At 37.7% G+C, this 26,607-nt stretch carries 25 protein-coding genes; 16 read left to right on the top strand and 9 right to left on the bottom strand.

What is annotated here, in order from left to right; translation table 11 throughout:
* Positions 1–146: 146 nt before the first annotated feature.
* Positions 147–1,007, bottom strand: a complete 861-nt coding sequence (locus ACFVAD_RS05690) for a sulfite exporter TauE/SafE family protein (RefSeq protein ID WP_386636994.1) — start codon at positions 1,005–1,007, stop codon at positions 147–149.
* 160 nt (positions 1,008–1,167) lie between these two features.
* On the opposite strand from ACFVAD_RS05690, the gene ACFVAD_RS05685 reads away from it, so the two are divergent.
* The 12 genes from ACFVAD_RS05685 (at position 1,168) to ACFVAD_RS05630 (ending at position 13,405) form a co-directional block, all read left to right on the top strand.
* Complete coding sequence (locus ACFVAD_RS05685; protein ID WP_386636992.1) at positions 1,168–2,583, top strand: SpoVR family protein; 1,416 nt, start codon at positions 1,168–1,170, stop codon at positions 2,581–2,583.
* 329 nt (positions 2,584–2,912) lie between these two features.
* Complete coding sequence (locus ACFVAD_RS05680) at positions 2,913–4,313, top strand: MATE family efflux transporter (protein WP_386636990.1); 1,401 nt, start codon at positions 2,913–2,915, stop codon at positions 4,311–4,313.
* 223 nt (positions 4,314–4,536) lie between these two features.
* Complete coding sequence (locus tag ACFVAD_RS05675; RefSeq protein WP_386636988.1) at positions 4,537–5,286, top strand: PIG-L deacetylase family protein; 750 nt, start codon at positions 4,537–4,539, stop codon at positions 5,284–5,286.
* A gap of 15 nt (positions 5,287–5,301) precedes the next feature.
* The gene (locus ACFVAD_RS05670; RefSeq protein ID WP_386636986.1) at positions 5,302–7,083 is read left to right on the top strand and encodes an ABC transporter substrate-binding protein; all 1,782 of its coding nucleotides are present in this window, start codon (positions 5,302–5,304) and stop codon (positions 7,081–7,083) included.
* A 72-nt stretch (positions 7,084–7,155) separates the two neighbouring features.
* A complete protein-coding gene (locus ACFVAD_RS05665; RefSeq protein ID WP_224840851.1) occupies positions 7,156–8,133 on the top strand; it encodes an ABC transporter permease in 978 nt (325 codons plus the stop codon).
* Complete coding sequence (locus tag ACFVAD_RS05660) at positions 8,126–8,983, top strand: ABC transporter permease (protein ID WP_386636984.1); 858 nt, start codon at positions 8,126–8,128, stop codon at positions 8,981–8,983. The genes ACFVAD_RS05665 and ACFVAD_RS05660 overlap by 8 nt, the downstream gene beginning before the upstream one ends.
* Before the next feature lie 3 nt (positions 8,984–8,986).
* Positions 8,987–9,964, top strand: coding sequence for an ABC transporter ATP-binding protein (locus ACFVAD_RS05655; RefSeq protein WP_386636982.1), 978 nt, complete (start codon positions 8,987–8,989; stop codon positions 9,962–9,964).
* On the top strand, positions 9,957–10,961 hold the full coding sequence (locus ACFVAD_RS05650; RefSeq protein WP_386636980.1) for an oligopeptide/dipeptide ABC transporter ATP-binding protein: 1,005 nt from the start codon (positions 9,957–9,959) through the stop codon (positions 10,959–10,961). Before ACFVAD_RS05655 ends, ACFVAD_RS05650 begins: the two co-directional genes overlap by 8 nt.
* 20 nt (positions 10,962–10,981) lie before the next feature.
* Positions 10,982–11,599 (top strand): nitrite/sulfite reductase domain-containing protein, encoded by a 618-nt coding sequence (locus ACFVAD_RS05645; protein WP_386636978.1) that lies wholly within the window; start codon positions 10,982–10,984, stop codon positions 11,597–11,599.
* A 102-nt stretch (positions 11,600–11,701) separates the two neighbouring features.
* A complete protein-coding gene (locus tag ACFVAD_RS05640; protein WP_386636976.1) occupies positions 11,702–12,040 on the top strand; it encodes a metal-sensitive transcriptional regulator in 339 nt (112 codons plus the stop codon).
* A 13-nt stretch (positions 12,041–12,053) separates the two neighbouring features.
* Positions 12,054–12,263, top strand: coding sequence for a copper chaperone CopZ (copZ, locus tag ACFVAD_RS05635; protein WP_386636974.1), 210 nt, complete (start codon positions 12,054–12,056; stop codon positions 12,261–12,263).
* A 233-nt stretch (positions 12,264–12,496) separates the two neighbouring features.
* A complete protein-coding gene (locus ACFVAD_RS05630) occupies positions 12,497–13,405 on the top strand; it encodes a cupredoxin domain-containing protein (protein ID WP_386636972.1) in 909 nt (302 codons plus the stop codon).
* Positions 13,406–13,578: 173 nt separating this feature from the next.
* On the opposite strand, the gene ACFVAD_RS05625 is transcribed toward ACFVAD_RS05630, so the two are convergent.
* Entirely contained in the window at positions 13,579–14,067 is a 489-nt protein-coding gene (locus tag ACFVAD_RS05625; protein ID WP_386636970.1) for an SRPBCC family protein, read from the bottom strand.
* Positions 14,068–14,268: 201 nt separating this feature from the next.
* Here ACFVAD_RS05625 and ACFVAD_RS05620 point away from each other — a divergent pair, with 201 nt between their 5' ends.
* The 3 genes from ACFVAD_RS05620 (at position 14,269) to ACFVAD_RS05610 (ending at position 18,629) form a co-directional block, all read left to right on the top strand.
* Positions 14,269–16,317: a heavy metal translocating P-type ATPase gene (locus ACFVAD_RS05620; protein WP_386636968.1), complete on the top strand. Its 2,049-nt coding sequence runs from the start codon at positions 14,269–14,271 to the stop codon at positions 16,315–16,317.
* Between the two features lie 267 nt (positions 16,318–16,584).
* On the top strand, positions 16,585–17,892 hold the full coding sequence (locus ACFVAD_RS05615; RefSeq protein WP_386636966.1) for a murein hydrolase activator EnvC family protein: 1,308 nt from the start codon (positions 16,585–16,587) through the stop codon (positions 17,890–17,892).
* Between the two features lie 152 nt (positions 17,893–18,044).
* Positions 18,045–18,629, top strand: coding sequence for a YdhK family protein (locus ACFVAD_RS05610; protein WP_386636964.1), 585 nt, complete (start codon positions 18,045–18,047; stop codon positions 18,627–18,629).
* A gap of 54 nt (positions 18,630–18,683) precedes the next feature.
* Here the strand turns inward: ACFVAD_RS05610 and lgt are convergent, their stop codons facing one another.
* On the bottom strand, positions 18,684–19,502 hold the full coding sequence (lgt, locus tag ACFVAD_RS05605; protein WP_386636962.1) for a prolipoprotein diacylglyceryl transferase: 819 nt from the start codon (positions 19,500–19,502) through the stop codon (positions 18,684–18,686).
* A 181-nt stretch (positions 19,503–19,683) separates the two neighbouring features.
* Between lgt and ACFVAD_RS05600 the strand changes: the two genes are divergently transcribed.
* Positions 19,684–20,400 (top strand): YwmB family TATA-box binding protein, encoded by a 717-nt coding sequence (locus tag ACFVAD_RS05600; protein WP_386637145.1) that lies wholly within the window; start codon positions 19,684–19,686, stop codon positions 20,398–20,400.
* A gap of 103 nt (positions 20,401–20,503) precedes the next feature.
* Here the strand turns inward: ACFVAD_RS05600 and ACFVAD_RS05595 are convergent, their stop codons facing one another.
* From ACFVAD_RS05595 to ACFVAD_RS05570, 6 genes are all read right to left on the bottom strand, one after another.
* Entirely contained in the window at positions 20,504–22,075 is a 1,572-nt protein-coding gene (locus ACFVAD_RS05595; protein WP_386636960.1) for a multicopper oxidase family protein, read from the bottom strand.
* 122 nt (positions 22,076–22,197) lie between these two features.
* Positions 22,198–22,848, bottom strand: a complete 651-nt coding sequence (locus ACFVAD_RS05590; RefSeq protein ID WP_386636958.1) for a hypothetical protein — start codon at positions 22,846–22,848, stop codon at positions 22,198–22,200.
* Positions 22,841–23,773, bottom strand: a complete 933-nt coding sequence (locus ACFVAD_RS05585) for a F510_1955 family glycosylhydrolase (RefSeq protein WP_386636956.1) — start codon at positions 23,771–23,773, stop codon at positions 22,841–22,843. The genes ACFVAD_RS05590 and ACFVAD_RS05585 overlap by 8 nt, the downstream gene beginning before the upstream one ends.
* Positions 23,774–23,792: 19 nt before the next feature.
* A complete protein-coding gene (locus ACFVAD_RS05580) occupies positions 23,793–24,488 on the bottom strand; it encodes a response regulator transcription factor (RefSeq protein ID WP_386636954.1) in 696 nt (231 codons plus the stop codon).
* Positions 24,485–25,846 (bottom strand): sensor histidine kinase, encoded by a 1,362-nt coding sequence (locus ACFVAD_RS05575; RefSeq protein ID WP_386636952.1) that lies wholly within the window; start codon positions 25,844–25,846, stop codon positions 24,485–24,487. The genes ACFVAD_RS05580 and ACFVAD_RS05575 overlap by 4 nt, the downstream gene beginning before the upstream one ends.
* Positions 25,847–26,285: 439 nt before the next feature.
* Positions 26,286–26,546: a hypothetical protein gene (locus ACFVAD_RS05570; protein ID WP_386636951.1), complete on the bottom strand. Its 261-nt coding sequence runs from the start codon at positions 26,544–26,546 to the stop codon at positions 26,286–26,288.
* Between the last annotated feature and the right edge of the window lie 61 nt (positions 26,547–26,607).

Below are 26,607 nucleotides of genomic sequence, written 5' to 3'. Positions count from 1 at the left end.
AGAGGATAGAAAAGCTCATCATAAGAGGAATGAAGGGCTTTTTGCCAAGGAAAGAGGATAGAAAAGCTCATCATAAGAGGAATGAAGGGCTTTTTACCAAAGGTAGCAGCCAGAAAAGCCCTTCATATCCCCAATGAGGTCCTCTTTCACCCATTCGACTCCACCAAATCCTGCTTAAATAGCCGTAAAAACATGAATATGTTCATCGTCAACGTATAGCAAGCCAGCACCACTAATCCAAGTACGGTATACTCTGTCATGTTAATGATCAGGCTCGCCATGGTACAAATGTAAAGAATGCCGAGCAGTCGCTGAATGGTAGCGTTTTTCACAAATGATGTAGCTTTTGCACCCAACTGGGAACCGAAAATGGCTCCGGCAATAAGAAGGAACCCGGTATCATAATGGATCGGGATGTTAATGGCATAGGTAATAAATCCAGCAGAGACAATTAAAATCACACTGGTCAGGCTGGTTGCGACAGCATTCCTCGAAGGAAGTCCCAGGAAACTGATCAGTAGCGGAACAATGATGAAGCCGCCTCCTACTCCTAGTGCAGTGGAGAGGAACCCTCCGATCAATCCGATAATCATCAAGTGGATAATGGACGCAGACCCGTGCTGACCATTGATTCCCTTAGTTGATTGTATTAACATCGTGAATGCGAAGTAGCTGAGCAGTACCAAATACATAGTAGGAATCACCATTTCGTCAAGTCCGGTGGAATCCAGCCACTCTACAAAAGGATAGGCAAGCTGAGTAGCCACAACCCCGCTTGTCCCAATAATCAAGGCCTGCTTCCACAAAATATTTTTCATTTTATAATGCGCGTAGACACCCGAAATGGATGTGCCAATGGTATATAGAAGGCTTGTCGAGATTGCCTCGATTGGACTGAACCCCATTAACATGAGTACTGGTGTCAGAACAAAGCCGCCCCCGATGCCGAAAAAACCGGATAGCATACTGATGGAAAACCCCATAAGGATGAATAATGCAAACTCCAAAAAAAAACACTCCCTAAAAAATCACAATAAGAAAAGTATAACATGTTACCTCCCTATTCTTTCCCAGAATCAGAAAAGAAGTTCATAAAAAAGCAATCCCTTTTCATCATATCAGTACCTTGTTCATACATTGTGTTAAGAGGAAAAGGGAGGTTGTAACATGAAAGCAGATGACGAAAAAGCGTTATTTCGGGCCATCGATGAGATTACCGAGATTGCAAAAGGCTTTGGCCTGGACTTTTACCCGATGCGTTATGAGATTTGCCCAGCCGATATCATCTATACTTTTGGGGCATATGGAATGCCAACTCGTTTTTCCCATTGGAGCTTCGGCAAACAGTTCCACAAAATGAAGCTTCACTATGACCTGGGGCTCAGTAAAATCTATGAGCTTGTAATCAACTCGAATCCTTGCTACGCCTTTTTGTTGGATACAAATTCCCTTATTCAAAATAAGCTGATTGTAGCGCATGTGCTTGCCCACTGTGATTTTTTCAAAAATAATTGCCGTTTTCAGAATACGAATCGGGACATGGTGGAGAGCATGGCAGCAACCGCCGAAAGGATCAAGCAATATGAACATGATCATGGAAAAGAAGAGGTGGAGAATTTCCTGAACGCAGTCCTTGCCATCCAGGAGCATATTGATCCATCGTTGGTACGCTCCAAGCTCGCCTGGAGCATGGATGATATGGAAGAAGAGGAAGAAGTGAAGAAAAAAACGAGTGCTTATGATGACTTATGGAACCTCGATTCGCGCAATAAGCCAAGAGAAGTTCCGAAAAAGAGGAAAAAGAAATTCCCGCCGCAGCCTGAAAAGGATATCCTACTTTTCATTGAGCATTACAGCAGCGAGCTCGAGGACTGGCAGCGTGATATCCTGACGATGATGCGCGAGGAGATGCTCTATTTCTGGCCGCAGATGGAAACAAAAATCATGAACGAAGGCTGGGCTTCCTACTGGCACCAACGCATCCTCCGCGAAATGGACCTCACAAGCGGCGAAGCCCTTGAATATGCCAAACTGAATGCAGGCGTCGTACAGCCATCCCGCACAAGCATCAATCCTTATTATCTCGGCATCAAAATCTTTGAAGACATTGAAGAACGCTACAACAATCCGACAGAAGAGATGATGCGGGACGGCATCAAGCCCGGATCCGGCCGTGAAAGAATGTTTGAAGTGCGGGAAGTGGAATCGGATATTTCGTTCCTCCGCAACTACCTGAACAAGGACCTCGTCATGCGGGAGGATATGTATCTTTTCCAGAAGCAGGGCAAGGACTATAAGATTGTTGACAAGGCATGGGAACAGGTGCGGGACCAACTGGTGAACATGAGGGTGAATGGGGGCTTTCCGTATATTACCGTCAATGACGGCGATTACCTGCGTGCAGGCGAGCTATATTTGAAGCACTGGTTTGAGGGGATTGAACTTGATCTCAAATATCTGGAAAAGGTGCTGCCATATATCCATCAGATTTGGGGAAGGCCCGTGCATATGGAGTCGGTAATTGAGACAAAGAATGTATTGTTTACTTATGATGGGAAGAGTGTGCATCGGAAATATATTTGAGCAAGGGGACAGGGGACTGTCCTTTTTTTTTGTTTTATTGTGTAAATTTTCAGTGATAAAAAATAGGAAAAACTATAAAATAAGAGTATTTTCAGTCTTAATCAGTTTTCTATTAAATCCGAGGAAAGAGATTTCATTCAATATTAATATCTGAAAACTGTAAAAAAACCTTAGATAGGTATTTTAACTGTTTGTTAAACATTTTTTTCTAACATCGTATTAAAAAGATAATTATCAGAATATTATTGACTTTTGTCTAATAGTAGATAAATATAATCAACAATGAACAGTTTTATTAATTTCAGTAATTAAAAATAAAAAAGGTGGGAGTGTTTTATATTAATGGTGAATCTAAGTTAACAAATAAACAAATGATTTTAACAATTTTATCATTAGCAATTCCAGCTGTTATTGATAACTTTTTTCAGACTATTCTAGGATTTGTTGACACCTATTTCGTTGCACAGATAGGTTTAGAGGAAGTCACAGCTGTGGGGATAGCTAATACTCTACTTGCAGTATATATTGCAATATTTATGTCTTTGGGTGTATCTGTAAATGTTTATGTAGCCAAATACATTGGTGCTGGAAATAAGGAGAAATCTAAAGTTATTGCCAGTCAATCAATTCTTCTTGCAGTAATTATAGGAATTATTTTCGGCTTTATAACCATGGCATTTGCCGAACCTTTATTAAAAATGATGGGACTTCAAGGCGATGTACTACAAAAGGGAGTCATTTATTTTAGAATTGTAGGAATACCCTCTCTTTTAATGTCTTTGATGTTCAGTATGAATAGTATATTAAGAGGTTTGAAAGATACAAAAAATCCAATGATTGTAAGTATAATTATTAACCTATTAAATATTTTACTTGATTATATTTTGATATTTGGTTTCTTTATTATTCCGGCATTTGGACTAGAAGGTGCTGCCTGGGCTACCGTCATTTCCAGGTTAATAGGAGTTGTTTTACTTGTAATTCTGCTAAAAAGGAAGCAATTTATTCATTTCAACACATTACTAAAATGGGATTTTTCTATACAGAAAATGTTGCTTCAATTAGCTACTCCTGCAATGGGGGAAAGGCTAGCAATGCGTCTTGGGCAGGTACTTTACTTTGGAATAATTGTGTATTTGGGGACACAATTATTTGCGGCCCATCAAATTGCTGGTAATATCGAGGTATTTTCATACATGATTGGTTACGGCTATGCAGCGGCTGCAACTACATTGGTTAGTGACTATCTGGGAGCACAAGAATACGAATATGCCAAGAGGGCAGGAAGGTATTGTGTGTATCTGGGGTTAGGATGCATGACTATATTTGGAGTCTTCCTGTTTTTCGGAGGAGAGTGGATTGGATCCTTTTTTACTACTGAGGCGGAGGCAATAAATAATATTGGAATAGCTTTAAAGGTAGATGCATTTATTCAACCTATATTAGCTATTGTTCTCATTATGACTGGGATCTATCAAGGTGCTGAAAATGCAAAGTCTCCCCTATATTTGACCTTGATTGGTACATGGGTGATTAGAACATTAGGAGTTTATTTGCTAGGAGTTTACTTCGGTTTGGGTATACTTGGGATTTGGGTGGCGATTGGCCTGGATAATGCGTTTAGAGCTTATTTTTTATATCGGGGATTTAATAATGGCCAGTGGCTAAACAAATTAAAAATCGAAGCAGAATCAAATAATCTGATCCAGAAACAAAGAAGAACCCTCTGAAGGTTCTTCTTTGTTTTTTATGACCTGGTATATAATTCAATGAAAATTCCCTTTTGATAGGGATGAATTCAAAAAGTTATAAGTTTATACAAAAAACAACACATTTCTAATAATTCAGTATTTACAAAATATTAAAAAAGATTTAGTATAAGTAAAAACAGACCTCAATATACTATAGCGGGGTATTGTATTTTTAAAAAAATGATAATGGGAGGAATGCTTAATGTCAAATGGTCAAAAGGTATTATTTCTTGGTGTTTATGGAATGGAAGTAGTGGAATGTGGAGGTGCATTAGCAAAAAATGTCGCTAGTGGTGGGGAGTCATATGCTACCATTATGCTTTGTAGAGAAACTAGTCAGCCTCAAGTCAGACAGGCAGCTGAAGAGTTAGGAGTTAATATTTCTTTCTTGAATTTTCAATATGGAACAGTAGATTTGAGTGTGGAATCTAAGTTGAAGCTCATAAAAGTAATCCGTGAAGTTAAACCGGATATCATTATTACTCAAGACCCTGAGCACTCATTCCATGACCTAGATCCTGATCGTCGTCCAGCAATGACCTTGTTACTAGAATCCATAGCACTATCAAGTCGCGATTTTGGTTTAGAAAATATGCCAGGTTTGGAACCACATCCTATTCCGACTATTTACTACATGACCCCTCACCATCCTAATACTGTCGTAGACATTTCTTCTGTTTGGGAGAAAAAAGAAAAGGCGATGAGTATGTTAGAAAGTCAGATGGAATTTAGTGGTATGCACTTTGAAGAAATGCTAGATCCGTCTGCTGCAGAGATTATAGCCCCTGGGTTTTCAAACCTCAGCAGTCATTACGAAAAGGGCCGTGCCATCCACAAGGCGTTAGATAAAGCAGTTCATGTGTATCACGGACTAGCTACTCATGGTCATTTCGCTTTAGCGGAAGCGTATAGAAGAGAAGGTAACTATCATTTGCAACAATTAATTAAATAATAAGGGGGAAAAAGTATGAAGAAGCCTCTGATTTTTCTAGCAGTGACATTATTAGCTGTAGTCTCTATCTTTACTCCGGCAGTTGCAGAAGCAGAAACTCAAACGCTGAAAGTTGGAATAACTAAGGATGAAAATGGACTGAATCCCTATACTTATGTAACCGGTTATCCAGGCCTGGACTTGGTAAACCTACTTTATGATAATTTATTTGTTCTAGATGAAGACAACCAACCTCAACCTTGGTTAGTGAAAGAATACAATGTCAGTGAAGATGGCTTAACTTATGAATTTGAGTTGCATGACAATGTTACCTGGCACGATGGAGAATCATTAACTGCCGAAGATGTGAAATTCACCATGGAATATTTTATTCAATATCCTAAGTCCCGATTCACAAACCCTCTTAAAAGCATTGCCTCTATTGATATATCAGACGATACAACTTTCTCACTCACATTATCAGAAGCCGATCCCAACTTCATGATCCAACCGCTCGGAGATCTGCCTATTCTACCTGAACACATTTGGAGCCAAGTAAGTAATCCGGATGAAGAAACGAATGCAATCGGAAGTGGTCCTTACATTTTGGAAGAGCATAAATCAGGACAATATTATAAAGTCAAAGCCCATAAAGATTATTTTCATGGAGAGCCTCCGATTGAAGAAATTATCTTTCCTATAATCGAAGATACAACTGCGATGCTAAATGCACTTCAAGCTGGTGAAATAGATGCTTTGTCTTCAAGTATTTCTCCTGAACTAGTTGAACAATTCGAATCGAATAGTTCTCTAAAAGTAGCTAGAGGTCCCGGATACAGCACTACACTTTTTCAGATTAATGCAGAAAAGTATCCGATGACAGAGTCCGCTTTCAGGCAAGCAATTAATTTTGCGGTGGATAAAAACAACCTTGTAGAAACATTATTGCTAGGGTATGGAGAGGTTGGGAGCCCAGGTTTTATTCATCCATCCTCACCATTTTATAACACTGAATTAGTAGCAACTCATAATCCTGAGAAAGCGAAACAACTTCTCGAAGATGCTGGTTTTAAAGATATTGATGGGGATGGATTCAGAGAAAATCCAAATGGAGATAAGATTGATTTAACAACCCTTGTTTATGCAAACAACCCGATCAGAATTCGTACAGCAGAGCTTGTTTCTGAAGCGATAAATGGAATAGGTATTAAGAATACGGTAAAAGCAATGGATGCTACAACGGTAGATTCCCTTATGTGGCCGGATTTTGATGTTACAAAAGGTCGGGATTTTGATATGGGGGTATGGGGTTGGTCAAATACTATGCAGCTATTCCCCGATCGAATGGTTGAGTTATTTCATTCCGATCCTACCATTGGATCTGTGAATATTGGTGCATATAAAAATGCAGAATTTGATACCTTGTCTGAGGAGCTTTCATCCACATTCGATGAAGATGAGAGAATGACGATAATTAAGGATATGCAGTCTTTAGTTGCGGATGATGCACCATTCATCACTCTATATTATCAGGAAATTGTTAATGCTTATAATCCATCTGTATACGATGGGTACGTTTTCCAAGTCGGGAAAGGGATTATAAACAAGCTTTCCTTTGTATCTGGTGAAAAATCAGAAATACAGACCACTGATAAGGAAGATGTTGCAACTGCCGACTCTACAAGTGAAGGTTCCACTGAAGGCGGGGCAAATAGTACCTTATTCATATTGGGAGGGATTATCCTCATGGTGATTATTGCTTTCTACTTCATTAAGAGAAAAGGAAAAAGTAAGCCGAAAGATGAATTTGATATATAAGTATCAAGAAGGTCTGATTTAATTCTTAAATCAGACCTTCTTGATAGAAAATTCAAAGCGGAGGTGTAAAGAATGGGAAAGTTTATAGCGGGAAAATTTGTGCAATATGCAATAGTCATTTTTCTAATGCTCACCCTCAATTTTCTTCTTCCCCGTTTGATGCCGGGTAATCCCTTAGTTTTCCTAGCTGGGGAAGATGTAGGTTTTATGTCGAGTAGTGAAAAAGAGGCAATTCTAGATGAGCATGGGTTAAATGATTCGATTTTTGTTCAATATGGTACATATATTAAAAATATTGCAACAGGAAACTTCGGGTTTTCCTATCAGCAAAAAAGACCTATTGCTGATCTCTTGATGGAAAGGTTACCTTGGACGCTTCTATTAACAGGATTGGGATTAGTTATCTCCACTATCATAGGTGTCATGTTCGGTGCCATATCCGCGTGGAAGCGTGGTACAAAGACAGATGCCAATCTTTTAACTGTGTTCATGTTCTTAAGTGCAATGCCATCTTTTTGGGTCGGGATGATACTTGTATCCATATTTTCAGCTCAACTTGGTTTATTTCCAGTGTTTGGGGCTGAAAGTGCATGGTCCAATTTAACTGGAATCGATAGATTTGTAGACATTTTGAAGCATTTAGCTCTACCATTAACTACTTTGGTATTAATCTCTGTAACTAGCACTTTTATGATTATGCGATATTCCATGTTAAATGTTCTAGGAGAAGATTATATTATGATGGCAAAAGCAAAAGGTGTAAAAGAGAAAGTCATAAAATATAAGCATGCGATGAGAAATGCTCTGCTACCGGTAGCAACAGTGTTCATGCTTAGTCTAGGTTTTATGCTTGGTGGTGCAACGGTTATAGAAACAGTATTTGCCTATCCTGGAGTAGGAAGATTGATGTTTGAATCTGTCCTGAGCAGGGATTATCCACTTATACAGGCTACTTTCCTAATCATTACCTTCAGTGTAGTCATTGCGAACATGTTGGCTGACCTGATTTATCCACTACTGGATCCGAAAGTGGGGAAAAATAATGGATAAGCAAAAAATGAGAAATTATTGGACGATACTTACATCAAATAATCTTGGAATGTTAGGGGGCGGAATTCTTTTTGTATTCCTTATTATTGCCTTACTTGCCCCTCTAATTGCACCCTATGATCCTAGTGTCAGAGTAGGCGGGCCGTTTATGAAACCGAATGGAAGTTTCCTGCTCGGAACGAATGATATCGGTCAAGACATCTTTAGTGAATTAATCTATGGTACAAGAGTTTCCTTACTAATTGGTATTGTTGCAGCTTTAATTTCTATTGTTATCGGTTGCTTGGTAGGAGTGATTGCAGGATATTATGGTGGAAGAGTAGATTCATTACTTATGAGATTTGTGGATTTAATATTGGTTATTCCTTTCTTGCCGCTTATGATTCTATTAGCAGCTTTTATAGGACCGAGTTTTTGGAATATAATCCTTGTAATCAGCTTGATTTCTTGGGCAAGTCCCGCACGTGTTATCCGCTCACAAGTATTATCACTGAAAACTAAAGGATATGTAGAAGCAGCCAAATCAATTGGCAGCAGTATTCGTGTCATCTTGACTAAGCACATTTTACCTGGTGTTATACCTATTGCCCTGTCACAATTCGTCTTGGCAGCAAGTCATTCTATTCTGATAGAAGCTTCATTGAGTTTTCTGGGACTGGGAGATCCTTTTACAAAGAGTTGGGGGACTATTTTATATTATGCTCAGGCAAGAGGAGCATTTTTAACTGATGCCTGGATCTGGTGGATTTTACCTCCGGGGTTATTAATTACTACACTTGTAATAGGTTTTGCATTTACGGGATATTCGCTGGAAGAGATTCTTAACCCCCGTTTAAGAAAGGAGCGTTAATACATGGGTACAGTACTTTCCGTTGAAAACCTTTCAACATACTTCAAAACCGAAAAAGGGATAGCAAAAGCGGTTGAGAACGTTTCTTTCACCGTAAAAGAGGGTGAAATGCTTGGGATTATCGGGGAATCAGGTTGTGGAAAAACGACTGTTGCACAATCTATCCTACGATTGATTGAATACCCTGGTAAAGTGGTGTCGGGGGATGTGCACTTGAATGGAAAGAATATCATGAAATTATCTGACTCACAGCTTTCTGATTTAAGATGGAAAGAATTATCTGTTATTCCTCAAAGTGCGATGAATGCACTGAATCCTGTTTACACTGTAGGGGATCAAATAATGGAGGCCATTCTCCTTCATGAAAAAGTAAGCAAAAAGGATGCAGAGTTAAGGGTAAAAAAGCTATTAGAGTTAGTGGGAATAAAGGGAGATCGCTGGAAAAGTTATCCCCATGAATTTAGTGGAGGTATGAAACAGAGGGTTGCCATTGCAATGGCACTTGCCTGTAACCCAAAGCTTGTCATATCAGATGAATCAACCACGGGTTTAGATGTATTAACACAAGCACAAGTAATTGCATTAATAAAAGATTTACAAAGGAAATTGAACCTTTCCGTCATACTAATTTCTCACGATTTACCGATGGTTACAGCCATTTGCGATAGAATTGTGATTATGTATGCAGGACGAATTGTTGAATGGGCATCTACAAAAGATATTTTGAAAGATGCAAGGCATCCGTATTCCTCTGCCCTATTGAAAGCAACTCCTGACTTGGCTGATCCGGACAGGGAAGTAATCTCGATTCCTGGGAGTGTTCCAAACCTAGTAAACCCGCCTAAGGGTTGCAGATTCGAAACAAGATGTGCATTCGCTATGGAACGCTGTAAAATAGAAAATCCAGTATTAAGAGAAGTGAAACCCGGCCATTTTACTGCGTGCTTTTTGGAGGAAGGGGAGGGAAACCATCATGGATAATACGGTATTATTCAGCATAAGGAACTTGGAGAAAACGTTTATTAAAAAAACTGGTCCGATTTTCAAGAGAGTAAGAAAAGAAGTTTATGCAGTGAATGACATTAATTTGGATATCAAACGAGGAGAAATATTAGGTATTATCGGTGAAAGCGGGTGCGGTAAAACAACAACCGCCAGAATGGTTATGAGACTAATGAAAGAAAGTGCCGGAAAGATTATGTTTGATGGAGATAATCTTTGTAATCTCAATGATGCCCAGACTAACAAAGTGAGAAAAAAAATGCAAATGATTTTTCAGGATCCATACGATACATTAAATCCTGGGATGAGAATCCTGGATATTCTAATGGAGCCATTAAACGCACATGAAAAGAAGATATCACATTCAGAAAAAGTAACAAAAGTAAAAGAAGCCATCGAATCCATTGAATTAAGACCGGCAGAAGATTTTATGTATCGATACCCCCATCAGCTGAGTGGAGGTCAAAGACAGCGTATCGCGATTGCTAGAGCAGTTATTCTTAATCCGATATTCATTGCTGCAGATGAGCCTACTTCAATGTTGGATGTATCGGTTAGAGCAGGAATTCTGAACTTGTTATTAGATTTACGAAAAAAGATGGGGTTAACAATGATGTTTATTACCCATGATTTAACCACAGCGAGTTATATGTGTGACCGGATTGCTGTAATGTATCAGGGGAAAATAGTGGAGATAGGTCCAACGAAAAAAATTATTCAATCCCCTACTCATCCTTACACAAAGGCATTAGTGTCTGTTGTAAAAGATTTAAATTATTTTATTGAACATAGAAATCAAATCATACTAGATGGAGAAGTGGATGCTACTCAAGAACTTAAAGGTTGTCCATTTGTTCATCGCTGTCCTCATCAAGAAACCAAATGTCATACCATGGTTCCTCAATTAGAATCCCTTGGAAAGGATCATGAAATCTCTTGTCATTGTCACGAGGAACTACTTGAGAAAACATCATAAGGGAAGTGAGGACGGTTAGTATGGAGGAGAAGAATATCAAGATTGCTGTAAATGGAGGAATTGGCTTTGGGGCAAAGTTAACTTCCCAGCAACTTATTACTATCGCAAATCGAATAGGTGATTTAGAACTTGAACTAACGACATTTCAACAATTATATTTGGAGATACCAGAATCACAAATAGATGAAGCTATTAAGGAATTTGAAGCGGTGGGTTTAAAATGCTATCCGGTTGGAAACGTAGTGAAAAGTCTCCGAACCTGCAATTTTTGTAAAGGGGAAATGGAAGAAGGAATGCCTGTTGCAAAGGAAATAAATAAACGAACAGCAGGCAAAGAAGTTCCTTTTACTGTTAAGATTGCCTACACAGGGTGCCCAGTAGGATGTGGTGAACCATTGATCAATGACATTGGTATCATGAAAGTTCGAGATAAATATAATCTTTATATAGGTGGTAGTTCGAAAGGTCATGACGCTAAGGCCGGAACGTTACTTTTTGAAAACTTAGATCCAGAAGAATTATATCAATATATCGATAGATTCTTAATGAAATATATTGAACTGGGGAAAAAGCGTGAAACTGTTTCAAAGTTTATCAAACGGGTTGGATTAGAAGAAATAAAGACAGTGATAAAATAGTCTAAATATTTGAAAAAAATTAGAAAATCATGTAACTTTGAAATGGTAAATAGCCTTTTAATTAATGTAAAAGGTGAGAATAAAGTTGAGAGGTGTGACAATATGTCATTGAATCCAGATACTTTGATTGAATTGGATTCTTGCTGTGCATTGGATGGTGATAGAAAGAGCCATCATTCAGATAAAGTTAAAAATAATCTAGTCACTAGATTAAACCGGATTGAAGGACAAATAAGAGGGATTAAAGGACTTATAGAGCGAGACAGCTATTGTGATGATGTCATTACTCAAATTTCTGCCACACAATCTGCTTTAAACAGTGTAGCAAAAATTCTATTAGAAGGTCACATGAGGTCCTGCGTCCTTGAAAGAATTCAACAAGGTGATACAGAAGTGCTAGATGAAGTATTGGTTACAATACAACGATTATTGAAAAAATAAGGAGATGTTCCATTTGGAGAAAGTAAATTTGCAGGTATATGGGATGTCATGTGGCCATTGTGTCAAAGCAATTGAAGGGGCTTTGGGAGAATTAAACGGTGTAAAAAATGTAAAAGTCGAACTTGATTCTGGAACAGTTTATATAGAATACCAATCAACTGAAATATCTTTAAATTTTATTAAAGATACAATTGATAATGAAGGTTATGAAGTAAAAGAATAAAAATAGAAATCGTGCCCTTATGAGCACGATTTTTTTTGGATATCTAAATACCCCTTACAGGTATAATGATATTTAATAATGTTTGAAATTAGCAAAGAGTTATGTGTGTATTAACCTAGGTATTTGTTTAAATACTTTTATGGAAACTCCATAATTTCTGCACAATATTGTTTAATTTCCAATTGCATGTCCCCCAATCCGTAGCATAAACATGTATTAGAGGAGGGGAATCTATGAATGGATTTTATTGGTATATATTTATTACATTGATAGTAGAAATAGGGGTAATCCTTATCTTGTCGAACAAGTTGAAACATAAACTACCATCAATGGCAGGTATGGTTTTATCAATGACTTACGCAATGACGATAAGCTTAATAGTCGGTATAGCTTTTGGTATTCTTTATCAAGGTGACTTATTAGCATCAACCCTAGTTTCTATCCTGACGGGAGTGATTGCAGGAGTACTTGTTGGTATTCGTTTGGGTCTACTGTCCTCAATAGAAGGGGCAATGTCAGGTTTAATGGGTGGAATGATGGGGGCAATGCTGGGAGAAATGGTTACGGTTAAGGATGCATCTTTCTTGTTGATTCTCTTATTAACGTTTAGTATTTGCTCGTTAATATTGTTTTTGGTGCTTTCCAAAGAAGATAGTTCTAATGACGTAATAGGAAGGTGGTGGTATATAAAGCCGCTAATTGTAGTGACAGGGATCGGTACATATATGGTTTTTGGTTTCAACTTGAGTCAAAATACCGGAGCCCCTCAAACAAGTCAACAGCATCAACACCATACTTCTGAAACCGCTGTAACAAAAGATATTCTTGTGAAAGCAGAAAACAATCGCTATAAACCATCTACTTTTACAGTAACAGTAGGGGAAGAAGTTACCCTTCAATTAGATAATATGGATGAAATTGAACATGATTTAGAGATAAAAGATATGCCATTAAGAAAGACAAGTAGCAGTATTCATAATCACAATGAATCCAAAGCATCATTACATCTTCATGCTCTTGCAATGACTAAAAATGAAGTCAATTTTACCCCCTTAGAAGAAGGGGAGTACGAATTTTATTGTACTATTCCTGGTCATAAGGAAGCAGGCATGAAAGGGAAGGTAATAGTTACGAAAAAATAAATGCCTGTCTCCTTAAAAACTCCCATATTGAATCAGTAATCGTGACGAAGAATGTACTTTTTACGTATGAAGGGGAGAGTTGCATTGGGAAATATATTTGAGCCACGGGGGACAGGGGACTGTCCCTCTTATTTTTCTGAAGTATTTCATCAGATTTTCATTGCAAATGGGAGTTAAGGTTGACAGCACAAATTACCTTCCCCTTTTTCAAGTGCTGACTTCAAGCTACTTAATACTCCTGTCCAAGCTCTAAGGTGCCACTCCAGAGCTTCCTGCCATTCCTCATCTTTGCCAAATCCTGTGTGATGAACAGTTACATTTGTAGAATCTTCTGATATTGATTCTAAATTAACTCTCACTGTTGTTAACTGATCATCTGCATTCATAATATCTTTAAATTGGTCAGGACCTTTCCATGTAAACTGCAGTTCTTTTCCATGTGTAAGGTTAAGGAGTTTACAACCTTTTGTGTTCATACCCGATTTGTTTCCTGGAATAAAGTAAAGTTCGTAAGCTCCTCCCTCCTTTGCTTCAATCACTGCCTCCGGGGCAAACCATTCCGCCACACGTTCAGAGATGGTCCAGGCATACCATACAAATTCTTTTGGAACATTAACGATTATTTCTTCTTTTACTGACATAGTATGGATACTTGTTTGCATCGACTTATACCTCCTAATGGAATATATTTCATTAAATATAGTAACATTTGTAAAAGATGAGTGTAAAGAATATTCTGATATAACATAAGGATTTCAAACTATTAATCAGTTTTCTTCATTCATTTACTAAACTGCACCATTTCTGCAAAACCTAAGGGTATAAATGCTGTATATGGTTTACAAAGAAAGGAGAATTATTTGATGTCTGATAAGCACTCTCATATGCACCACCATCACGAAAATAAAAAAGCAAATAAACATGAATTTGGTCAAGGTCACTCACAGCATGAACACACAAGCCATAATCACCATGATCATATGGTAGAGGATTTTAAACAGAGGTTCTGGATTTCGGTTATCATTACGATTCCAATTTTGGCTCTATCTCCAATGATTCAGATGTTTTTACAAGTGGATTGGCGTTTTCCCTATGATATGCTCATATTGTTTGGGCTCTCCACATTTATCTTTTTCTATGGAGGTTGGCCATTCCTATCAGGTTCCAAGAACGAGTTAAAGAACAAAAATCCTGGAATGATGACTCTGATTGCTCTGGCAATTGTGGTAGCATACGTTTACAGTTCATTTGCTGTCTTCGGTTTAGAAGGCAATAATTTTTTCTGGGAACTTGCTACTTTGATTGATATTATGCTTCTTGGACATTGGATTGAAATGCGGTCTGTAATGGGAGCATCCAGGGCACTGGAGGAGTTAGTAAAATTGATGCCATCTAACGCCCATCTTGTAAAGGGAGATGGGACAACTGAAGAGGTATCTATTGATAAACTGAAACATGGAGATAAAGTATTAGTTAAACCTGGTGAGAAGGTTCCGATTGATGGAAGCATTATCGAAGGTGAAACAACCATTGATGAATCAATGCTAACCGGTGAATCTGTACCTGTTAACAAAAAAAGTGGAGAAGAAGCAATCGGCGGGTCCATCAATGGAGAAGGATCTATCACTATCTCTGTTCAAAAAACTGGCGATGAAACGTACCTTTCCCAAGTTATCAATTTAGTGAAAGAGGCCCAAAGCTCCAAATCCAAAACACAAGACCTTTCTAACAGGGCTGCAAAATGGCTATTCTATGTTGCTTTGGTTGCTGGTTTCATTACGTTCTTTGGCTGGTTGATAGCAGGATATCCATTGTCATTTGCAATGGAGAGAATGGTTACTGTTATGGTTATCTCTTGTCCACATGCATTAGGATTAGCAGCTCCTTTAGTAATAGCGGTATCTACAGCTATTTCTGCCAAAAAAGGGTTGTTAATAAGAAATAGAACCAATTTTGAGGAAGCTAGAAAAGTAAATTCGGTTGTATTTGATAAAACTGGAACCTTAACAGAAGGGAAATTTGGTGTAACCGACTTAGAATTGGTTAGCTCTATGGAAGAAGAGGATTTCTTGAGATTGGCCGCAAGTGTGGAAGCTAAGTCGGAGCATCCTATTGCGAAGGGAATAGTCCAAGAAGCGAGAAATAGGAACTTAAAATATTATCCAGTCGAAAACTTTAAGTCTTTAACTGGTAGAGGTTTACAGGGTATTGTGAATGGAAAAGCCATCAAGGTGGTAAGCCCTGGCTACATGAAAGAAAAGAATTTAGCTTATAATGCGGATCAATATAACAAATGGGCTGAAGAAGGTAAGACAGTAGTTTTTGTTTTGATCGAAAACGATCTGGCGGGTTTGATTGCTTTGGCGGATATTGTAAGGGAAACAGCGAAAGAGGCTATCCGCGAGTTGAAAGAGATGGGTATAGAATCTATTATGCTAACAGGTGATAATCAAAAAGTTGCTGAGTATGTAGGTAACCAAATAGGCATAGATAAAATTTATGCGGAAGTTCTTCCCCATCAAAAATCGGAAAAGATAACGGAAATCAAACAGGCCAATAAGCGGGTGGCTATGACCGGAGATGGAGTTAATGATGCTCCTGCCTTGGCAAATGCGGATTTAGGAATAGCTATTGGCACTGGTACTGATGTAGCAATTGAAACTGCAGATGTAGTTTTGGTGAAAAGTAATCCTAAGGATGTAGTGAATGTCATCCATTTATCCAAGGCGACCTACAGGAAAATGGTTCAAAATTTATGGTGGGCAGCTGGCTATAATATCCTTGCCATTCCATTGGCAGCAGGTGTCCTTTATAATGCTGGCATAGTTCTGAGCCCCGCTGTGGGGGCAGTATTGATGTCTTTAAGTACCATTATTGTCGCCATTAATGCAAAATTATTGAAAGCTGAGTAAGACATGATATAATTCTAGAATAGATGACGGAACCTGAACGAGGGTACCGTCTTTTTTTCTGCACAAAAAATGCAAGGAAATGTAACCAGTATGAGAAGAATATGTAAACCAGCGGTCATCCACTAAGCTCAAGACAATGATAAAATAAGAAAGTATTCTACGAGTTTCGATAACAAATTCTGTTATTCGACACAGAATGGAATCGTATCCTCAATAAATTGCTATACATACATAGGAAGAGGAAATAATCATAACAGGAGTTTTCAAATGAATAAAAATAAGAGGTTTCTCGGATATTTTGTAGTTGCATTTTTATCAGTAAGTAATGTTTTTTTTCCTCACTCCACTTCAGCTGAAGAGATTGATAGTTTAAAGCAGAAAAAACAGGATGTTCAGCAAGAACGTCAGTCAATTGACAGAAGTATCGAGAATAATAATGAAAAAATTGATAATATCATAGCTCAACAAAATGACCTGACAGCCCAAATAAAAAAGTTGGACAAGGATATATCCAATACGGATAAAGAGATAAAATTCGTAAATGGTAATATAAAAAAAACGAATGAAAATATATCGAAGTTGACGAAAGACATAGAGGTACTGAAAGAAAAGCTGGAAAAAAGGGCAGCGTTGTTAGAAGATCGGGCTCGTGCCTTTCAAACAAACGGAGGATTTAATAACTATCTAGAAGTTATTTTGAATGCTGAAAACTTTGCTGACCTCATAAATCGATTTACAGCTGTAAGTACACTCGTACAAGCAGACCGCGATATAATTGACGAACAAAAGAAAGAACAGGATTCATTAAAACAGAAAGAACAAGAAGTTCGGGAAGAACTAGTAAACTTAGAAACTCAAAAGAAAGAATTAGATCAGTTTATTGCAAGTTTAGGTTCCCAAAAGGAACAAAAAAATGAACTTATCAACAGTCTTACCGCTCAACAGAAGGAACTGGAACAAATGCAGGTTGAGCTTGAGGAAAAGAGCAGTGAATTGTACGAGTTAGAGAAAGGTATTGAAGATAGTATTATAGCTGAGCAGGCGAGATTAGTGGAATTAGCAAGACAAAAAGAAATCGAAAGAAAAGCTGCAGAAGAACAAAGGCAAAAAGCAGCATCTACCAAACCACAGCATGCAAATGGATCGGCATCTACTCCTGTCAGTGAAGGTTCTTGGACTGCTCCTGCATATGGAGTATTTACTACTGAGTTCGGATATGATGTATTGAATGGTAAACCTCGTTACCATTATGGCATGGATATTGCTGCTGCAAGAGGAACGTCCATCGTAGCTGCTGCGGATGGTTATGTCACAAATGCTTCTTATAGCAGTTCATATGGAAATTGGGTCATAATCACGCATAGTATAAACGGACAAACATTCACAACAGTTTATGCCCATATGGATAGCCTTTCAGTCAGTCAAGGTCAATATGTAGAGAAAGGCCAATACTTAGGTGGAATGGGCAACACCGGTTATTCATTTGGGGACCACCTCCATTTTGAACTACATGAAGGGAATTGGAATAATGCAAAATCTAATGCGGTAAATCCAAGGAAATACATTTCTTTCTAACTTCCAATAGAATGGGTGAATAAGTTGAAGGCTCCACATGGAAACTTCAACTTATTTTAGTTAGAAAAAATGATAAGAATGTGCATTACTCCATATTTTCTGCAAACTTATTGGGTATATTAGTTGTATTAAATAATGAGGAGGATATAATCATGAAGTGGAAAAAGCTAATAATGTTTGGAGCACTTGCTGCTTTGCTTGTATTAGCAGCTTGCTCAAATAATGGTAATAATACAGCTTCAAACAAGAATGATGAGAATAACACGGAAGGTGAACACTCAGGTATGGATCATTCCGAAATGGATATGTCCGGCTCCGGTGAGGTCCCTGAAGGATTGGAGGAAGCAGAAAATCCTGCATTCCCAGTTGGAAGTACAGCGATTATTACAGAGGCTCACATGCCGGGTATGGAAGGTGCAGAAGCTACGATTGTTGGAGCATATGATACAACGGTATATACCATATCCTATGATCCAACCGATGGTGGAGAGAGAGTCGAAGATCATAAATGGATCATCCACGAAGAAATAGCGGATAGACAGGAAGAACCCTATGAAGCAGGTGCTGAGGTAAAAGTAGAAGCTGAACATATGGAAGGTATGGAGGGTGCCACTGCGGTTATTGATTCAGCTGAACAAACCACAGTCTATATGGTAGACTTCACTTTGAAAGACAGTGGAAAAGAAGTAACCAATCATAAGTGGGTAACGGAAAGCGAGTTATCATCAGAAGAATAAGCAATAAAAAATAGCTTGTAGCGGTATACTACAAGCTATTTTTTATGGAAAAAGTTATTTCCTGTACTCATTAAGATAAAAAATTTTTGCATAGCCACTTTTTCTTCTGAACCAAATTAGAAAAATGGCTAGGAGAATGATGAATAAGGAAAAAATCTGGGCTGTCCTTATTACCTCTCCAATCATAAGGCTATCTGTCCTTAAACCCTCAACAAAGAATCTTCCGAATGAGTACCAAATCAAGTAAGAGAGAAAAATTTCACCTCTTTTGATGGGGAGTCTTCTCAAGAATAACAAAACACCAAATCCAGCTAAATTCCAAAGTGATTCATACAAAAATGTGGGATGGTAGTAGGATCCCGCAATAAACATTTGATTAGTGATGAAATCAGGGAGATATAACCCCTCCAAAAAGGATCGTGAAACTTCAGTACCATGTGCTTCCTTGTTAATAAAGTTCCCCCACCTTCCAATTGCTTGACCTAAAATGATGCTAGGGGCGGCTATATCTGCTAACTGCCAAAAGGAAACACGCTTTTTTCGGGTGTATAAAAAAGCAACTATGACACCGCCAAGCAGAGCACCATGTATGGCGATACCACCTTCCCATATCGCAAAGATGTCTCCTGGATTATCAAAATAATAATTCAAATTGAATGCGACATAATACAATCTTGCACTTGCAATTGCGATAGGAATGGCCCAAATTAATAGATCTGAAAATATATCCTTGCTCAACCCTAAATTCTTTGCCTCTTGGGTTGCAAGGTACCAGCCTAGAAATACTCCAATCCCAATAATTATTCCGTACCAATAAATTGTAAATGGCCCCATTTCGAATGCTACTCTATCTATAGCCTGTAAAGAATTCATATCTGGAAGCTCCTATTCTATCTAGATTTACTATATTAAGTTTAGCGAAAACATGTCCAGAATTTGTGCATTATTTGCAACAGAAATTCAACGAATATTATCTTGACAGGAGACAAAAAATATCTGCTTCAAATTTTTTAAAAGCAGGATTATGTTGGGGAGGTGAAATGGAATCGTGAAAATGTTTTTATACATTATCCTCATTTTAATAACTGGTTTCATGGTAATGGATAGTCAATATAGGGAATCAGTGGATGAAAAGGATAAGTTAATATCTACTATTAACATACTTGAAAATCAGGAAGTAATAATACATGAGTGGACGATTTATTCGCGTGAGGAACTTAATGTAAATAATTTGGATGTAATCAAGGAAATGGAAGCGAAGTTAAAGAAAGATTACACAAAATTCGAATGGTCCACCGACATGGAACAGGATCATCATTATTTAATTGTTGGAACTAATATGAAGAGTGACATCGAAAGGGAAAGAATTACGGTTACGGCTTATAAGGAGGATCGTTCATTTCAAGTAGTACAGACTTACAGTTATACAAGAGGAGGATGGTCAGAAAAGGATTATAGGAAAGTCGTTAATGATATTGAATTGAAGAAAAATACATACTTTACAGTGAAGGGAAGTTTATTAGATGTTGATATCAACACGGATTTAAATGTAAAAGCAAATTTACTGTTGGAAAACCTATCTGCTAATAAAGTGGAAGGTCTTGAAGAAAAAAACCTTGTTTCGGTGTCAGCCTTTAACAAGGATTGGGCTTTCAGTTTACCTTCCACCAACAATAAGCGGTTTAATCTTCAAATGGCTTTACGGAGGGAACCGTCCAATTCAAAATTACAAATTACAATCGGAATTCCTATCATTACAGAAGAATACTAGGAGAACATATTAATTATTGCATCTAGTTTTCTGCCAGACATGCTAAAAAAAGCCTCTTTACTGGTGAAAGAGGCTTTGGGATCCATATGAGTTTGTGGTAATACTACTCTGGTTTATTATTCGCTTCTGGATCTGGATTGAAATCAGGTTTAAACCCCTCATATTTTACTTGGGTCACCATTCCAGCTGCGGCATGGTGCAAATCATGGCAGTGGAAGAGCCAGTTTCCTGGATTATCTGTTTTAAATGCAATTTCATATTCTTCACCGGGTTTTACATTGATGGTGTCTTTTATAATAGGAGATCCTTCTAATGGTTTTCCGTTTTTGCTTAGTACTTGGAAAAATTGGCCATGAAGGTGCATAGGATGGTCATCAGTGGATGAATTGTTAACCAATTTCACTTTGACATTGTCTCCTTCTTTTACTATGATATTCTCTGTTTCAGGAAAAGTTTTTCCGTTGATGGTATACACCATCTCCTTCTTTTCCATCTCGGTATCTAAATTCATCGTGTACTCCAGATCATACTGTTGGTTCACCTCAAAAAATCCACTTTTTGCTTCACCATAGTCATTAAAGTTAAACTCAGGTAGTTTTTCTTTTGGATTAGGCTTATCTTTGGATTCCGTATATCCTTCGTATTGTATTTTTGTTTTCATTCCTTCTGTTCCTGTCATTTCCCCATGGCATTCAAGGTACCAAACACCTGGATTATCAGCAATGAATTCAATATCGTACCTCTCACCAGGTGCAATAGACAATAATTGATTTTCTAGTTCTTGTGGAGCGTTCAGTTCCTGACCATCAATTGCTACTACTTTGAATTTATGCCCATGAAGGTGTATCTTATGTGACATGAATCCTATGTTAGCCAGCCGTATTCGAACTTTTTTCCCTTCTTTCACTTGTAACGGCTCAATCAAATCTCCACTTTTTCCGTTAATGGTGAAGATGTCGTAGTCGTCCATGTTATGACCCATGTCCTCCATGGACATTGAATTTTTACTGTCCTGATCTTCTTTTTCTTTATCATTCATTTTTCCGTGGTCCATGTCTTCCATATTACTCATGGAAGAGCCTTTAGGATCACTCATCCACTCGTCCAACATTAATGAATAATCCCTGTCATATGTCTTATTAGCAGGTTCTACAATGAAAGAACCGTATAGGCCTTTATCAAGCTGATTGACACCGTCCTGATGTGTATGGTACATGTATGTCCCGGTAACTGTGGCAGTAAATTCATAGGTAAAGGTCTCGCCAGGCTGAACAGCGTTTTGGGTCACACCTGGAATTCCATCCATTGCATTGGGGATAGGAAGGCCATGCCAATGAATGGAAACAGGATCTTTAAGTTCGTTTTTTAGATGAATAGTTATATCTTCGCCCTCCTGAACACGTATTTGAGAACCAGGAACTGAACCATTAAAGGTCCAGGCGTTTACCACTGTACTGTTATTTAATTGATGAGCTGCCTCTTTTGCTACCAGTGTTATTTCATTCTCAGAGATTACTTGAGTTACAGTGGTTTTTGTTTCTGAGAGTTTTTCTTCCTCTTGTTCAGTGGATGAATTACTCATATTCATTTTGCTATGATCCATATTACTCATGTCCGAACATGCTGCTAAAAATATCACCGTAAAAGATAGTAAAGCTATCAGCTTTAATTTCATTTTTACTCCTCCTTAAGTAGTTTCAAAGAGAATCCTATCAAAAATGATTGCAGAAATTATGGAATTACATTATAAGAAAAAGTAACAATTTGTGACAACCCATTAAAAGAGGTAAACAAGTTTTACTTGTTTACCTCTTTTCTGTTTCTCTTTCGAACGGTCCATACAAATCCTGCTATTTGAAATAAGTAAATCAAAACAATAATGGCTATAAAAGGGCCTTTCAGCCAGTTAGGATTCTCCGGTTTGTGAAAATACAAAAAATAAAGAGTATGCAGCAAAATTAAAAGATAAAGAGTGCTCGTTTTATTCTGTAAATAATTCCAGGCAGAGTTACCTAATACTTTGATGCTTAGATTGTTTGATGTAATCATTAATAGAAGGTAGTACAGCACCGCAATTATTCCGATTGCGTTAGCGAGTGCGAAACCAGGATGCAATATCCATTCTTGTCCAAATGGAGTGAAAATGTAAAACAATCGGGTGAAATCCCATTCCACCCATTCATCTAGAATGATAATCGTATGAATTAGGGCAAGTATTCCAGACCAAACACCTAACGATCTTCTCCATGCAACCATTGCCTTTAAGCTTGGAAGTATACGTACGATTGGCCCAATGATCATGACTAGTCCAAGCATAAATAAGGATACGTCGGCGAAAGCACGGTTCCATGCATGCAAAGGAGCCCATTCGTTTCTGCTTTGTACGAACAGATAACTTATCAGAAAGGAACAGAATCCGACAATGATATGCTTCCTTCCCCTATTCACCAGTTACGTTTCCTTCTTGAGCTATTAGCTTCCAGCTTGCTCCATTATCATTCGATTGATAAATGTCATTACTCAAGGACACGGCTGTTATTTCATTCCGATTCTCCGGATTGGTGGAAATAAACATGATGGGATTTTGGCTGGAGATCTCATCTGGTAGGGACAATGCGTCTGTTGTTTCATTGGTCAAATCATACTTTACTAATTTAGTTTCGTTATTTTCCAGGATAAAGTAAATCAGACTCTCCTCCTGATATTCTACTGTTGTCACAGGACTTGAACTAGTTAGCAATTTGAACTCATTTCCAAAGTTAGAAGAAATAAATAATCCTTTATTGGTGGAGATGGCAACATTTTCTGAAACAGTAGGATGTGTACTAATGTTACCAATCGAATTTGCAGAGAATCCTTTCATAGAACCTGTTTCCCATGTTTGACCTTCATCAACCGAATAATGGAGACCGATTTTCAGGGAGTTTTCTTGCTCATTAAACACATATAACGTATGACTTTTATATCCTGCTGCAAGATAGTGGAAATCGATTTCCCCGTAAAAAGCAATCTTTTCCATGGAATCACCCTGATCTTTACTTTTTATGAGACCCAAGGGATTCTTTAGGTCGGAACCTAGCTCAGGATGACCGCTTGAAAAAAATTGCTCATCTGTCGCTTGGAATCCCATATAATCATGATTATTTCTACTAGTCTTGTACCATTTACCTTCAGAGAAACGTAAAAGGCCATGATGGGTTGCTATAAATAATTCTTTCTTATCACCCAAGTAACCAATTCCGTGGATATGATTTATGGTTTCTTCCTTTGCTACTATAAAGTATTCTTCATTGTTATTCTGCCCTTTACTTGAGCAACCAACAATAAGAATGCTTATGAGTGACATCAGAATAAAAAGCTTCATCTTCTTCATTCCTGAACCTCCATTGGATTTATTTTGTTTCGAATTTATCATTCCACCTATACCCGATCCCCCAAATGGTCTTTAGATGCTTGTCCACATTAAAACCTGCCTGTCGGAGTTTTTCTCTAAGATTGCGAATGTGAGAGTCGACGGTACGGTTTTCGGTCTCAGATTTCAATTCCCAAATTGTAGAAAGTAGATGATCCCTTGAGAAGACCTTATCCGGATACTTTAAAAATAATTCAAGTAAGGAAAATTCTTTTGGTGTAACCGCAATAGGATGACCATTATATGATAGCTTGTAAGAGAAAGAGTCAAGTGATAAACCTTTAAATAGTAATGGCTTTTCCTTTATCTCCTCTTTAGCTGAGCGGCGAAGTACAGCTTCAATCCGAGCTACAAGCACCTCTTCATTAAATGGCTTGGAAATGTAATCGTCCGCACCATTTTTCAATCCTTTTATCATGTCGCTGTTATCGTTTCGGGCTGTCAGCATGATAATAGGAATTTTACTGAACTCCCTAATAGCAGCTAATGCCTCCCAACCGTCCATGACTGGCATCATGACGTCAAGAATAATGAGATCAACTTCATGATCTTCAAGAGAGCGAATTCCCTCCAAAGCAGTGGTCTTTTTGATACAGGAAAATCCGTGCGGGGTTAAATAGAGAGATAAGAGATCTAGCATTCTTTGTTCGTCATCTATCAGTAAGATTTGTTTCATCTATTCTGTGCCTCCTTTAATAGAATCGATACAGTTGTACCGACACCAATTTGACTATTCACCTTCAGTTCCCCATCATGGGCATCTACGATTTCTTTTACGATGGATAACCCTAGACCAACTCCACCTGTAAGCCGAGAGCGGGATTTTTCCACTCGAAATAAGCGATCAAATATATATGGGATTTGATCATCGGGGATTCCCTTGCCTTCGTCAGAAATGGAGAGTATGCAGATATTTTCCTTTTTGCTTAATTCAATGGTTGTGGTCCCTCTGTCTGAATACTTCAGAGCATTATCCAATATATTCTGTACTACTTGTTCAAATCGCAATGGATCTATATTCACGCAGCAGTTCTGTTTGCAGTTAAACTTAAGATCAATGCCGGAATTGGAGAATACGGGGTAAGTCTTCTCAAAAATAGTCTGTAAAAAATCCCCTAGTTGGATTTCTTCCTTTGCAATCGAAAAAGAATTTTGATCCATATTGGCTAATTCGAATAAATCCTCAAGTAGGGTTGATACTCGAATCGATTCTTCATGAATAATCTTCAGATATTCATTCCTTTGACTATCCGTTAAATTATGCTTTTGACCAATATCAGCATAACCTCTAATATAGGTGAGTGGAGTGCGTAGTTCATGGGAAATACTAGCCAGAAATTCCTTTCGCTCCTGTTGTAAGTAGTTTAGATTACTTGCCAATGTTTGGATGGAATTGGCTAATTCACCAATCTCATCCCTGGATTTCACAGGCAGTGTTACAGTGAAGTCTCCTTCATTAATTCTCTTTGTTGCTTCCTTCATGGATACTAACGGTTTGGTTAGTAGCTTCACTAAAATAAGGTTTGTAATCACCAGGAAAAATAAAATAATGATAACAGCAATCCCGAAATGGTGGTTTAAATTGGTAATCAAGCCTTTCATTTGGTGGGTGCTTTTTAGCATAAAGACGGTTCCATTTTCCCCACTGTTTGAACTGAATGGGGAAGCAGTGGCTAAATAGGATTGTGACTCCCAGTCTGCTTCAATAATCAAATCATCATTCGTAATTGGCAAAATAATGGATTTGATTTCGTCGGTGAGGGCAATTGAAGATTCGATAACATTTCCACTTTGGTCTGTTATCACCACTTCCGTATCGGTTTTCGATTCCATTAACACGATATGTTGAAGTGTATTGTTGGTAAAAGATTCTTCCAGAACATCCCGATGGCTATCTCCTCTTGCCAATAATGACTTCAATTCATTATCAACGAGGGATTGAACGACATTTTGGTGAAGGAAAAGCATGGAACCAGTTTCAATAATTAAAATACAAAAGAAGAACCAAAGTCCTAGCTTGGTTGAGAACTTCAAGTACATCACCTACTTTGTAATAGTTTTAGAATATCCGGAAAATATCGAGAATGTTTGCAGATTAACTGAAAGTAACAAAAAAATTGTCATTACTCACTAGATTGGATGTATGTATTATAGGGCGAGTCGTAGGAATAAACAAAATTAAAACACGCCAATAAGCGTTAACGGGTTCCTTTTTGGGAGGAAAATCTGAAATCACAAGGTATTTACACCAAGAATAACATAAAAATTAACACACTAATTAGCACTGCTTATAGCCGTATTTTTTTGCATAATAAAACCCAGTTCATCACAATGAACTGAGTTAATAAGTTATTCCTTTATCACTCCATTTAATTGAATAAGATTTTTATCTGAATAAAGAATAGTGAAAAAAATCCTATAAGAAATATCCAATACACCAAAGGTTTTGGAAGTTTTTTGAAAATAAGTTTTTTTATTCATCTTTAATCTTAGTATTTTTGTTGATAAACTTCCAGTAGAACGTCTCAATTGAGTTTTCATGCCAATTTAACTTGAAAAATTCATTTAGATTTAATTTCCCTTCCTGCTCCTTCTTCGACTTAGCTTCAAAATAGTCATCTATATGAGTTTTGATTTCAAATAATAATTCGTCTCTGTTTAAATCTAATAATTGTTCATATTCTTCTTTATATGGATGATATTCGCTTATTGATGGTCTGTTTTGCCATTTCATTTCCATCCCTCAGTTCTAAAATTTTGTATTTTTATGGGTTATACAAAACAAGTTTATTGTT

Origin of the sequence: Sutcliffiella sp. NPDC057660, from assembly GCF_042800035.1 — a bacterium.
Classification (GTDB): Bacteria; Bacillota; Bacilli; order Bacillales; family Bacillaceae_I; genus Sutcliffiella_A.
This window is presented reverse-complemented; position numbering and strand designations above follow the sequence as displayed.

Bases quoted from the DNA above. Each gene is read 5' to 3' on its own strand.
- ACFVAD_RS05685 (WP_386636992.1), top strand. From the start codon at position 1,168: ATGAAAGCAGATGACGAAAAAGCGTTATTTCGGGCCATCGATGAGATT.
- ACFVAD_RS05675 (WP_386636988.1), top strand. From the start codon at position 4,537: ATGTCAAATGGTCAAAAGGTATTATTTCTTGGTGTTTATGGAATGGAA.
- ACFVAD_RS05670 (WP_386636986.1), top strand. From the start codon at position 5,302: ATGAAGAAGCCTCTGATTTTTCTAGCAGTGACATTATTAGCTGTAGTC.
- ACFVAD_RS05665 (WP_224840851.1), top strand. From the start codon at position 7,156: ATGGGAAAGTTTATAGCGGGAAAATTTGTGCAATATGCAATAGTCATT.
- ACFVAD_RS05660 (WP_386636984.1), top strand. From the start codon at position 8,126: ATGGATAAGCAAAAAATGAGAAATTATTGGACGATACTTACATCAAAT.
- ACFVAD_RS05655 (WP_386636982.1), top strand. From the start codon at position 8,987: ATGGGTACAGTACTTTCCGTTGAAAACCTTTCAACATACTTCAAAACC.
- ACFVAD_RS05650 (WP_386636980.1), top strand. From the start codon at position 9,957: ATGGATAATACGGTATTATTCAGCATAAGGAACTTGGAGAAAACGTTT.
- ACFVAD_RS05645 (WP_386636978.1), top strand. From the start codon at position 10,982: ATGGAGGAGAAGAATATCAAGATTGCTGTAAATGGAGGAATTGGCTTT.
- ACFVAD_RS05640 (WP_386636976.1), top strand. From the start codon at position 11,702: ATGTCATTGAATCCAGATACTTTGATTGAATTGGATTCTTGCTGTGCA.
- ACFVAD_RS05630 (WP_386636972.1), top strand. From the start codon at position 12,497: ATGAATGGATTTTATTGGTATATATTTATTACATTGATAGTAGAAATA.
- ACFVAD_RS05625 (WP_386636970.1), bottom strand. From the start codon at position 14,067: ATGCAAACAAGTATCCATACTATGTCAGTAAAAGAAGAAATAATCGTT.
- ACFVAD_RS05620 (WP_386636968.1), top strand. From the start codon at position 14,269: ATGTCTGATAAGCACTCTCATATGCACCACCATCACGAAAATAAAAAA.
- ACFVAD_RS05615 (WP_386636966.1), top strand. From the start codon at position 16,585: ATGAATAAAAATAAGAGGTTTCTCGGATATTTTGTAGTTGCATTTTTA.
- ACFVAD_RS05610 (WP_386636964.1), top strand. From the start codon at position 18,045: ATGAAGTGGAAAAAGCTAATAATGTTTGGAGCACTTGCTGCTTTGCTT.
- lgt (WP_386636962.1), bottom strand. From the start codon at position 19,502: ATGAATTCTTTACAGGCTATAGATAGAGTAGCATTCGAAATGGGGCCA.
- ACFVAD_RS05600 (WP_386637145.1), top strand. From the start codon at position 19,684: ATGTTTTTATACATTATCCTCATTTTAATAACTGGTTTCATGGTAATG.
- ACFVAD_RS05595 (WP_386636960.1), bottom strand. From the start codon at position 22,075: ATGAAATTAAAGCTGATAGCTTTACTATCTTTTACGGTGATATTTTTA.
- ACFVAD_RS05585 (WP_386636956.1), bottom strand. From the start codon at position 23,773: ATGAAGAAGATGAAGCTTTTTATTCTGATGTCACTCATAAGCATTCTT.
- ACFVAD_RS05580 (WP_386636954.1), bottom strand. From the start codon at position 24,488: ATGAAACAAATCTTACTGATAGATGACGAACAAAGAATGCTAGATCTC.
- ACFVAD_RS05570 (WP_386636951.1), bottom strand. From the start codon at position 26,546: ATGAAATGGCAAAACAGACCATCAATAAGCGAATATCATCCATATAAA.